This window comes from Chloroflexota bacterium, assembly GCA_009840355.1.
Taxonomy (GTDB): Bacteria; Chloroflexota; Dehalococcoidia; order Lucifugimonadales; family JADFKI01; genus Bin90.
This window is the reverse complement of record VXNZ01000030.1, coordinates 24607-35762: the sequence shown is the minus strand read 5'-3', so window position 1 is coordinate 35762 and position 11156 is coordinate 24607. Positions and strand designations below refer to the sequence as shown.

General features: G+C 58.6%; 8 protein-coding genes. 4 read left to right on the top strand and 4 right to left on the bottom strand.

The annotated features are described in order from the left end of the window. From rpoC to F4X57_09350, 4 genes are all read right to left on the bottom strand, one after another. Window positions 1-3179: DNA-directed RNA polymerase subunit beta' (gene rpoC / locus F4X57_09365; protein MYC07362.1), on the bottom strand; the 3179-nt coding region annotated here is incomplete at its 3' end. A gap of 63 nt (window positions 3180-3242) precedes the next feature. Beyond that, entirely contained in the window at window positions 3243-3644 is a 402-nt protein-coding gene (locus F4X57_09360) for a hypothetical protein (protein ID MYC07361.1), read from the bottom strand. Beyond that, a complete protein-coding gene (locus F4X57_09355; GenBank protein MYC07360.1) occupies window positions 3634-4011 on the bottom strand; it encodes a hypothetical protein in 378 nt (125 codons plus the stop codon). The genes F4X57_09360 and F4X57_09355 overlap by 11 nt, the downstream gene beginning before the upstream one ends. Further along, a complete protein-coding gene (locus F4X57_09350; GenBank protein ID MYC07359.1) occupies window positions 4004-7867 on the bottom strand; it encodes a DNA-directed RNA polymerase subunit beta in 3864 nt (1287 codons plus the stop codon). Before F4X57_09350 ends, F4X57_09355 begins: the two co-directional genes overlap by 8 nt. A 551-nt stretch (window positions 7868-8418) precedes the next feature. On the opposite strand from F4X57_09350, the gene F4X57_09345 reads away from it, so the two are divergent. The 4 genes from F4X57_09345 (at window position 8419) to F4X57_09330 (ending at window position 10978) form a co-directional block, all read left to right on the top strand. Further along, a complete protein-coding gene (locus F4X57_09345) occupies window positions 8419-8808 on the top strand; it encodes a hypothetical protein (GenBank protein MYC07358.1) in 390 nt (129 codons plus the stop codon). Window positions 8809-9152: 344 nt separating this feature from the next. Continuing rightward, on the top strand, window positions 9153-9722 hold the full coding sequence (locus F4X57_09340; protein ID MYC07357.1) for a hypothetical protein: 570 nt from the start codon (window positions 9153-9155) through the stop codon (window positions 9720-9722). A 233-nt stretch (window positions 9723-9955) separates the two neighbouring features. Then, window positions 9956-10189 (top strand): hypothetical protein, encoded by a 234-nt coding sequence (locus F4X57_09335; GenBank protein ID MYC07356.1) that lies wholly within the window; start codon window positions 9956-9958, stop codon window positions 10187-10189. Window positions 10190-10201: 12 nt separating this feature from the next. Next, the gene (locus F4X57_09330; protein MYC07355.1) at window positions 10202-10978 is read left to right on the top strand and encodes an SDR family oxidoreductase; all 777 of its coding nucleotides are present in this window, start codon (window positions 10202-10204) and stop codon (window positions 10976-10978) included. Window positions 10979-11156 lie beyond the last annotated feature (178 nt).

Genomic DNA, 11156 nt, shown 5'->3' with positions numbered 1-11156 from the left:
ATTCTGCCCTCGGTCGTCTCGTTGACGGTTACCGTGCCGTCAATCTGTGATAGCACGGCTTCGCCCTTCGGCACGCGCGCCTCGAACAGCTCGTTCACGCGCGGCAGACCGCTCGTGATGTCGGAGCCGGCGATGCCGCCGGTGTGGAATGTGCGCATGGTGAGCTGCGTGCCGGGCTCGCCGATGCTCTGCGCGGCGATGATGCCCACCGCCTCTCCGATCATAATCGGCTTCCAAGTGGCGAGCGACAGACCGTAGCACATGCGGCACAGCCCGCGTTCCGCTTCGCAGCGTATTGGCGAGCGCACAGTTACGCACACCACACCGGCTTCCGGGCCTTCTTCGCCGTCTTCGACTTTCGCCAGCGCCTCTATCCGCTGCAACACTTCGAGTGTCAGCAGTTCGTTGCGCTCGACGATAATCTCGCCGGTGTTCGGGTCGGCGAATGCTTCCGCGGCGTAGCGGCTCTTCGCCCTGTCTATGAACGGGGGCAGTTGGCGCTCCTGATGCGACGGCGGAGGTGGCGGGTTCACCGCAATCTGCAAGCCTTCAAGGGTGCCGCAATCCTCTTCAAGGATGATGAGCTCCTGCGCCACATCGATGAGGCGGCGCGTCATGTAGCCGCTGTCCGCAGTTCTGAGCGCCGTGTCGGTCAAGCCCTTGCGCGCGCCGTGCGTGGAGATGAAGTACTCCAGCACGCTGAGCCCTTCGCGGAAGCTCGACTTGATGGGGCGTTCGATGATGCGACCGTGCGGGTCGGACATCAAGCCGCGCATGCCAGCCATCTGCTTAATCTGCGCGATGTTACCCTTTGCGCCCGAAGTCGCCATCATGTACAAGCCGATGCCGGCGTTGCCCATCGTGGACCGGCTGCCGCCGCCGTACTTGTTCAGGTTGTTCTCGACGGCTGCGGTGAGGTCGTTGTTCGCCTCCGTCCAGATGTTCACCGTGCCCTGGTAGCGGTCGTCGTCCGTTACCAGACCGTCCATATACATATCGTCCAGCTCTGCGATTTGGCTTTCTGCGTTGACGATGATGTTCTGCTTCTCGGTCGGCACTTCCACATCGCTGATTGCGATGGTGATGCCGGACTTTGACGCGTAGTGGAAACCCATGTCCTTGATGTTGTCCAAGGCTTCCGCAGTGCCTTCGTTGCCCAGGACGTCGTGCGCCTGCGAAGTAATTTCGTTCAGCATTCGCCGGTCGATGACAACATTGAAGTAGCCCAGTTCGTCCGGCAGTGCGTCGTTGAAGATGATGCGCCCTGCGGTCGTCTCCAGCCAGTCTTCGCCGGATTCACTCGCGGCGTCGTTGCGCACTTTGACCAGCGCGCGCAGGTCGAGCTGGCCGAGTTCGTAAGCAAGCCGCGCGTCGTCGATGTCTGCGAATTCACGACCTTCGCCGCGCGCGCCTTCGAGCGCCTGCGTCATGTAGAAGCAGCCTAGCACCATGTCCAGCGTGGGCGAAACGATGGGTTCGCCGGAGCTTGGCGCGAGCATGTTGTTTGTGCTCAGCATCATGCGCTTGGCTTCCCAGACGGCTTCCTTGGATAGCGGCACGTGCACAGCCATCTGGTCGCCGTCGAAGTCCGCGTTGAACGCTGTGGTTACGAGCGGGTGCAGGCGTATCGCGCTGCCTTCGATGAGCACCGGCTGGAACGCCTGGATGCCGAGCCTGTGCAGCGTTGGCGCACGGTTCAGCAGCACGGGGCGGTCCTTGACCACGCGCTCTAGGATGTCCCAGACTTCCGGGCGCTCGCTCTCGGCGAGGCGCTTGGCGCTCTTGATGTTGTGCGCGTAGCCGTTGATGACGAGCTTGTTCATCACGAACGGCTTGAACAGTTCGAGTGCCATCTTGCGCGGCAATCCGCACTCGTCCAGTTTCAGTTCCGGTCCGACGATGACGACGGAGCGGCCGCTGTAGTCCACGCGCTTGCCGAGCAAATTCTGGCGGAAACGCCCTTGCTTGCCGCGCAGCAGGTCGGACAGAGACTTTAGCTTGTGGTTGTGGCTGCCGGCGACTGCTCTGCCGCGCCTCCCGTTGTCCACGAGCGCGTCAACAGCCTCTTGGAGCATGCGCTTTTCGTTGCGCACGATGATTTCGGGCGCCATCAGATCGATGAGTCGCTTGAGCCGGTTGTTGCGGTTGATGACCCTACGATACAGGTCGTTCAGGTCGCTGGTGGCGAAGCGTCCGCCGTCCAGCTGCACCATCGGGCGCAGTTCGGGCGGCAGCACGGGTAGCATTGTGAAGATCATCCACTCGGGCTTATTCTCGCTCTTGCGGAACGCTTCAACGACGCGCAGGCGCTTGACCGCCTTCTTGTGCCGCTGGCCTGATGTGGTGCGGATTTCTTCCTGCAGTTCGTCGCGCATGACGTCGAGGTCGATGCCGCGTAGTAGTTCTAGGACTGCCTCTGCGCCCATGCCTGCCTCGAAGACTTCGCCGCAAGAATCGCGCAGGTCTCGGAAGCGGCTCTCGGTGAGCAGACCGCCCACTGCCAGCCCTTCCATGTCGTCTATCTGCTCTTGAATCTCGTCCGAGATGTCTTCCTTTTCGTCATCGAAGGCTAGGTTGAGCTGGCGAAGTTCTTCCTGCAGTTCGGCTATCCGCTCTTCGGTCAGGTCGTTATCCGCGGCGGCGTCGAGCTGCGTCTGGATTGCCTCTGTCTTTTCGAGCAGGCGCACTTCCATGCGATCCAGTTCGGCGTCGAGACCGTTTTGCAGGCGGTCAACTTCGTCGGCGACCAGTTCGTGGTCAACCTTGGTGATGAGATACTGCGCGAAGTACAGGACGCGGTCGAGGTTCTTGGGCGAGAGGTCGAGCATCAGCCCGAGCCGGCTTGGCGTGCCCTTGGAGAACCAGATGTGCGCGACGGGCGCGGCTAGTTGGATGTGTCCCATGCGCTCGCGTCGCACCTTTGCGCGCGCGATTTCCACGCCGCAGCGGTCGCAGATGATGCCGCGATGTCGTATCTTCTTGTACTTGCCGCAGTAGCACTCCCAGTCCTTTGTCGGACCGAATATGCGCTCGCAGAACAGCCCGTCCTTTTCGGGACGCAGCGTGCGGTAGTTGATGGTCTCCGGCTTGATGACCTCGCCGTAAGACCATAGGCGAATCTGCTCCGGTGAAGCGAGCGAGATTCTTATTGCGTTAAAGTCGTTGCCGCCTTGACCCATTTAGCACACTCCTGAATAGTTTGTCAGTGTGTCGGTGTATCGGTTTGTCCGTCCAACAGTGAGTTATCGCACTGCCGGCTCTCGATATAGGATTTTCATGTTCGCTATGTGCACCGAAGCATTCTTGATAGCGACGCCAACGGGTTCTAGGAACCCTTCATCCGGAAATTCTTCGTCAATCTGCCAGTACGCGACAAAATCGTCGTTCTTGGTTATGAGATCAGGTTTCGCGCATTTTTCGCCCAGCATCAGTGTGTCAGTCTTGGCGTCGTATCCTTTCTTGCCCAATGGCAGATATGCGGATGCACCTATAATCTCAATTCCTACGATGTCGTGCCCGTCTTCGGCGCCGACAAAAACGACAACTCCCGGCGCGGTAAGTATGTCAGACCCTCCAACATCAGGCGTTCCCGTGCTGAAGTAGAGGATATCTGCTTGAGGGTGAGTGTCATGGCTAACTCGCATCGCGCACCTCCAAGTTCTGATAGCGCTTGACAAAGTAACTTAGGTTGCCTTTGTTCCAATGCCCTGTAGCCGCATCGTCTGGGAATGCAGTGATGATGCGGCTGCCGTCCATGGATACCGCTACTCTGACTGTCTTCCCCAGTTGTGGCGCAAACGCCAGATAACACATACTTTGACGCCCTAGCGCATCGGTCTTGATTCCGCGAATGACCCAATTGTCAAGCACATGCTCGATTATCGCTGCCGTGATACCGTGATGCGGTTTGTCTATGGCATGCTGCGTGAGCTCTCGCGTTATGGCTCCTGATGTTATCGTCGCCGGCAGACGGTTTGAGCCGCCGCCGGCGATGTTTCCGTTTCTAGTCATCTCCTATTTGCGGCGCGGGTTCGGTTGGCGAGGGTGGGTCGAAGGCTGCGTTGGCGTCGGCGAAGCCCATTGCGCTTTCGTCCGGGAGGCGCGGCACATCGCTGAACATTTCGTCCATGTCCAGCGCGGGAGGGAACTCATCTAGCGCGCCGATGTCGCCATCGTAGTCGTCTAGCAGCATCTGGCTTGCCGGCTCGTGCATCAGCTCGACCGACATGCCTAGGCTTTGCAATTCCTTCATCAGCACATGGAACGACTCCGGTACGCCGGGCTGCGTTACGTTCTCGCCCTTGACGATTGCCTCGTAGGTCTTGACCCTGCCGATGACATCGTCAGATTTTAGCGTGAGCATTTCTTGCAGGTTGTTCGCGGCGCTGTACGCTTCGAGCGCCCAGACTTCCATTTCGCCGAAGCGCTGTCCGCCGAACTGCGCCTTGCCGCCCAACGGCTGCTGCGTTATCAGCGAGTACGGGCCGGTCGAGCGCGCGTGAATCTTGTCTTCGACGAGGTGGATGAGCTTCATCATGTAGATGTAGCCGACCGCGATGGGCTGGTCGAATGGCTCGCCGGTGCGCCCGTCGTACAGGATGGATTTGCCGAGTGTTGGTGCGGCGCGCTGTTCCTCGCGGTTCAGGCGCAGCGCCTCTTCCTTCATGTCGTCCAGCGTCATATCGGAGACATCGACGCGCACTTCTTCGCGCAGCCAAGTCTCTAGGCAGACGCGCGAAGCCTCGCCCGGCGCCTGCTCCATGAATATCCTGTCGAAGCTGTAGTTGCGCTCTTCGAGCCAGTCGCGCACCTTGCCCAGATCGATGCTCTTCATGCCGTTCGCGTCGTTGGACGCCACATCTACGGCTTCCGCTTGGTCGATAATCCACGCCTGCGCGAGCGCGTCTTCGATGCCTGTGTCGGGCGCGCCGTCGAACACGGGCGTCACTGCCTTGAAGCCCATATTGTGCGCCGCCCAGCCGAGATGCGTTTCCAGCACCTGCCCAAGGTTCATGCGCGATGGCACGCCAATCGGGTTGAGGATGATGTCAACGGGCGTGCCGTCCGGCAGGAATGGCATATCTTCTTCGGGCATAATCTTGGCGACCACGCCCTTGTTGCCGTGCCGTCCCGCCATCTTGTCGCCTTCGGTAATCTTGCGCGTTTGGGCAATCCACAGGCGCACCATCTTGTTCACGCCCGGGGAAAGCTCGTCCTTATCGACACGGTTCAGCACCTTGACGCCGATGACCTTGCCGCGTTCGCCGTGCGGCACACGCAGCGAGGTGTCCTTCACATCGCGCGCCTTCTCGCCGAATATCGCGCGCAGGAGCTTTTCTTCCGCGCTGAGCTCGGTCTCGCCCTTGGGCGTAATCTTGCCGACGAGAATGTCGCCGGTCTTGATTTCCGCGCCAACGCGGATTATGCCTTCTTCGTCTAGGTCGCGCAGGCTGTCCTCGCCCACATTGGGGATGTCCCGCGTGATTTCTTCGGGACCCAGCTTCGTGTCGCGCGCTTCGACTTCGTGCTTTTCTATGTGTATCGAGGTGAACTTATCGTCCTTCACCAACTTGCGGCTCAGGATGATGGCGTCTTCAAAGTTGTAGCCTTCCCAGCTCATGAACGCGACCAGCACGTTCTGCCCGAGCGCGAGTTCTCCGCCGCCGGTGGACGAGCTGTCCGCGAGCACCTGTCCGGCGCGCACGACATCGCCCTTGTTGACGATGGAGCGCTGGTTGATGCAGGTGCCTTGGTTGCTGCGCAGGAACTTCAGCAGTCTGTGCGGGTGCATTTCGCCGTTTTCGTCCACGACGCAGATTCGCTCGCCGGTAACCTCCGTTACGATGCCGTTGACAGTGGAGATTATGACCTGTCCACTGTCTCGCGCTACGCGGCTTTCCATGCCGGTGCGCACAAGCGGCGATTCGGGCTTGAGCAGCGGCACAGCCTGCCGTTGCATGTTCGATCCCATCAGTGCCCTGTTGGCGTCGTCGTGTTCGAGGAACGGGATGAGCGCGGTGGAAACGCTGACCAGCTGCATCGGCGACACATCCATGTACGCGACATCCTGCGGGCGTTCCAGCCCGACACCTTCGCCGCGCCGTGTTTCGATGTACTCGGTGATGAACTGCCCCTTCTCATCGACGGGCGTGCTCGCCATGGCGATGTGCTTGCCCTCTTCGCCGTCCGCCGCGAGATACTCGACGGAGCCGGGCGCCATAGACACATACGGCTTCACCTTGACCTGTTGTTCCGGCAGCGAAGCCACACGCCGCAGATAACGGCTGTTGACAACCCTGCCCTCGGTCAGCAGTTTATTGCCGTCCAATCCCACCAAATCTTGCATAAGAGTGCGGCCCTCGATGTCCGGGTCGGTATTGCCGATTTCGGTCAGGATTTGGCGATACGGCGTTTCGATGAAGCCGAATTCGTTGGTGCGCGCGTATGTGGCGAGCGAGCCTAGAAGTCCGATGTTGGGACCTTCGGGCGTTTCGATTGGGCAGATGCGGCCATAGTGCGAGTGGTGCACGTCGCGCACGTCGAAGCCGGCGCGTTCGCGGGACAAGCCGCCGGGACCGAGCGCGGACAGCCTGCGCTTGTGCGTAAGCTCGGCGAGTGGGTTCGTCTGGTCCATGAACTGCGACAGCTGCGAGCCGCCGAAGAATTCGCGCACCGCCGCCACGACCGGGCGGATGTTTATGAGCGCCGCCGGCGTGGTCGTCGCGGGGTCGATTTGCGTGGTCATGCGCTCTTTTATGACGCGTTCCATTCGCAGCAGACCGACGCGCACCTGGTTCTGTATCAGCTCGCCGACTGCGCGGACGCGCCGATTGCCCAGATGGTCTATGTCGTCCGGCGTAACCTCGCCGTTGTTGATGCGAATCATCTGCTTCAGCAGCGTGATGATGTCGTCCGCTTCCAGCGTGCGGATGGTGTTGGTTTCGTCGCGCTTCAGGCTGCGGTTGAGCTTGTAGCGTCCCACGCGCCCGAGATCGTACCTGCGGTCGTTGTAGAACAGGTTCTTGATGAGATCTTTCGCGTTGTCCAAGCTTGTCGGCTCGCCGGGACGCAGCCTGCGGTAGAACTCCAGCAGCGCCTCTTCTTCGTTCGTAACCGCGCCGTCGCGGTCGATGGTCGTGCGGATATATTCGTGCTCCGGGTTCGTGTCCACATCGGCGAACATGTCGATAAGCTCTTCGTTCGTGGCATAGCCCATCGCTCGCAGCAATGTGCTGACGGGCGTCTTGCGCTTGCGATCTACCTTGACCGATATGACATCGCGGGATGAAGTCTCGAATTCCATCCACGCGCCGCGATACGGTATCAGTTTGGCGGAAGCGAGACCGCGGCCGGTGTTAGTGTCGGGCGTAGTGGTGAAGTACACGCCCGGCGAGCGCACGAGCTGGCTGACGACGACGCGCTCTGCGCCGTTGATGACGAAGGTGCCGTTGCTGGTCATCAGCGGGATGTCGCCGATGAACAGGGTTTGTTCTTTAATCTCGCCATGTCCGGTGCCGCTTGCCTTGATTTCCAGCGTAACTGTTACATACAGCGGCGCGGAGTATGTAACTTCCTTCTCGCGGCATTCTTCTTCGGTGAACTTGGGCTCTTCAAAGTAGTGGTCGCCAAGCGAGAGCTCGAATCGCGCTCCGGGCGAGTCTTCTATCGGCGAAATCTCCTCGAACAAGTCCTTCAAGCCATCGTTCTTAAACCACTCGAACGAGTCGATTTGCACCTGAATCAGGTTCGGCACATCGAGCACGGTGGAAGTCGCCGCGTACGAGCGCGTGCCATCGGCGGAGTTGCCGTTGGCGAGCGTCGTGGCGGAATGAAAGTTGGCTGCGGACTTCTCAATAGATAGGGTCATACACTCACACTCCTGAGCAAGGTGATGGTGATGGCGATGGCTAGATAGCGATGGCTATGTGGCTATGGATAGCGATGTTGATGCTGCGCTTGGCGACTAGAAAAGGCGAGCAGTCGTCAATGGCAGGTGCGATGCGCGCAGGTGCGCCGGTACGAAACGGAGAAATCGTGTGAAATAAAAAAGGGCGCACCTCGACCGGGGTGATATGTCTGCAATCGAGAATGCGCGATGGTAAGAAAGTACATATTTAGACTATCATACAACATTACCCGCTATGATTGTGTTTGTCAAGTCTTTTTTGAGCGCGTGTCAAGCGGATTTTGGGCGGGGAATTGCGCGGCTGCGGGCTTGTAGTATGGCGGCGGGGCTGAGTGATGGGATGGGGTGGGTGTTTTCCGTGGCGCACTAGCGTTTTTGTTCGCATGTGTGGTAGGATGCGCTCTGTAGGGACTATTTGGACGACGGGAGGGCAATATGTCGGCGTTCTACCTTGAGATCGCGAAGGGCGATCCCATATAGTCGCCGCAACTCACCGAAGGAAGGTCAGTGTGATGCTGAGCAGCCGACAACTTGAACCTATTCTGCCCTACCCGTCGCGGCAGTCGGTTATGGACTTATTCCTTGCCACTATTGAACGAAGTATTGTCGCGGACTCACTTGACGATTGGGACGAAGGCGAGCCCCTTTTTCTGCAAGGCAACGATGCGGAATCGACAGCCGCTTTCCAAGAAAACTTTCAGGTTGCAATCAATAATGCTGAACCGTCGCTGTGGCTGCTGCGAGACTTGAAAGAATTCGAGCAGACGCTGGTAACGGGTATGATAGAGGATTTAGAGGCTACGCAGGAAGGACGCGACTTTCTCGCAAATTTGCGGTCAATCGCCGTTTCTCGCGCAAGGGCAAGCAGCAATCAGGAGCAGGACACGGATGATGCCGAATAACAGCCCTGTCCTGCGTTCTCGTGGTTCGGACAGGCTGACCACAAGCGAAAACAAAGCACTCTCTTGACCAGACAAATGGAAACGCTATCTTGTATCTTGGTATCTTTCGAGGGGTAGATCAGATATTCGGCAGTATGGTAGGATGCAGTTTGTCGAGCGTTGCAGTAAAGACACACTGGGAATGATCAATGCCAAGAATTACTCAATGGAGGCAAGTCGTATCCGCGCTCAAACAGCTGGGTGGCATTGCTACATTGTCGCAGTTGACTCGCACCCTACTTTCTCCGGGTGGAGACGCCACGCATTGGGGAACCAGAACTCCTGAAGCGACTATACGGCGCATTGTGCGAAACACGCCTGGTCATATCCATCCATTGAAACCGGGCTTGTACTGCCTTAAAGAATTAACGTCGAAGTATGAGGAAGAGTACAGCCTTCCGGATGAAGGCGATATTCCGCCTGAAGTAGAAGAGCGCAACCACTGGTATTATCAAGGCTTGCTAGTTGAACTCGGTAAGGCGCGAAACTACAAAACCTATGTACCAGCGCAAGACAAAAATCGGACTTTCGGCAATCAGAAACTTGGTGATGTCTGCGATATGACGAGGTTGCCGAATTTCGGCTACCAAAGTTTTATCCGTAGAGCTAGGACGGTGGATGTAATCTGGTTCAACAGGCGCGATATGCCGGCGAAGATGTTCGAGGTCGAAATGTCCACCGATATGCTGAACTCACTGACCAAGTTCAACGAACTACGCGATTTCTATACGCAACTCAAAATCGTTGCGCCCGCTCCGCGCCATGCTCACTTCGCAGACAGAATCGAAATGGACACCTTCCACGAAATCCGCGGGCGCGTGAAATTCATGGGCACAGATGCGCTAGAGAAGAAATATATTACAGGGAGATGGTGAAATGACCACAGGCGTCAACGACCGCCCCAGGTACTCCTGTACTATATGCGGCAGCGACGAAGTCAGAGGCGATTTCGACACATGCCCCGTTTTCAGAGCAGAAGGCGAGAGGATACCGTTCAGCAGAAGCGATATACCAATGGCACGGCGCGCGCCCACATCGACGAAGAACAGCGCAAGCTACTTGAAAAGAAGGCGAAGTACCAAACGCAGCGCTCAGCAAACGAGGTGGCATGATGGAGTTTCAAAGCAGCGTCATCGGCGAACTTGCTGGCGGTAAAGGTTATCATCAGCGCGCAAAATCGTATGGCAAACGAGCGTGGGAAGTGCGCGGCGAGCATGTGGATGTCGTCTATTGGGATGCTGGCAATGGTTGGGCGTCCGTCATATCAGTCATTCCTCACAACGGGCGTAAAGCGCAGGCGCAACAATTTTGGAATGCGCTTATGCAGTATGAGGATCAATAGGGAGGACGACACATGGACTTGGGAATACAGGGCAAGGTCGCGCTGGTTACGGGCGGCAGCCGCGGGCTGGGCAGGGTCGCGGCGCTTTCGCTGGCGCGCGAGGGCGTTAATGTCGCCATCTGCGGCAGGACGCAATCGACACTCGACGGCACGGTGGCGGAAATCGAGGCGCTCGGAGTGCGCGGGCAGGGCGTGGTCGCGGATGTGTCGAACCCGGAGGCGATGCCGGCGCTGAATCAGGCGGTCGTGGACGGGCTGGGCGCAATCGATATTCTGGTGAACAACGCCGGCGGCTCGCGCGCCCGTGAGGACCTCGCCGACTTGCCGCTTGACGACTTCAAGGCGGCGTTCGACTTGAACCTATTTGGAGGATTCCAGCTGATGCGCGAAGTCATCCCGCACATGCGCGCGCAGAAGTGGGGACGCATCATCAACATCGCGTCTATCTACGGCAGAGAGTACGGTGGCAACTTGGCGTACATGTCGGCGAAGGCGGCGCTCATCGGCGCGACGAAGCACGCGGCGCTGAGCCTTGTAACGGACGGCGTTCTGGTGAACAGCATCGCGCCCGGCTCCATCGAACATCCTGAAGGCTCGTGGGAGCGTTTCCAGAATGAGAACCCGCCGGAAGTTGTTGCAGACTTCATATCGCGCAACTTGCCTCTGGGCAGGTTCGGCTGGCCCGAGCCGGTCGGCGACTTGGTGGCGTTCCTAGCGTCCCAGCGCGCGGACTTGATTACGGGGTCGTGCATCGTGGTGGACGGCGGGCAAAGCTACTCGATGATATAGAGGTGGCGTAGGAGTGCCTGCCCGGCGCGGCGCATATTACCCGTTAGAGGCGGGGACGGCAATCCTCGCTACGCCTTGCGCGGAGGGCGTCCACGCGATAATCTTGTTTGGGCTGTGATGGGATGCGGGATGATGGCGTTTATGAATCGTTTTTGCGCGGCGGTCATCCTATTTGTTG

Bases quoted from the DNA above. Each gene is read 5' to 3' on its own strand.
- F4X57_09360 (MYC07361.1), bottom strand. From the start codon at position 3,644: ATGCGAGTTAGCCATGACACTCACCCTCAAGCAGATATCCTCTACTTC.
- F4X57_09355 (MYC07360.1), bottom strand. From the start codon at position 4,011: ATGACTAGAAACGGAAACATCGCCGGCGGCGGCTCAAACCGTCTGCCG.
- F4X57_09350 (MYC07359.1), bottom strand. From the start codon at position 7,867: ATGACCCTATCTATTGAGAAGTCCGCAGCCAACTTTCATTCCGCCACG.
- F4X57_09345 (MYC07358.1), top strand. From the start codon at position 8,419: ATGCTGAGCAGCCGACAACTTGAACCTATTCTGCCCTACCCGTCGCGG.
- F4X57_09335 (MYC07356.1), top strand. From the start codon at position 9,956: ATGATGGAGTTTCAAAGCAGCGTCATCGGCGAACTTGCTGGCGGTAAA.
- F4X57_09330 (MYC07355.1), top strand. From the start codon at position 10,202: ATGGACTTGGGAATACAGGGCAAGGTCGCGCTGGTTACGGGCGGCAGC.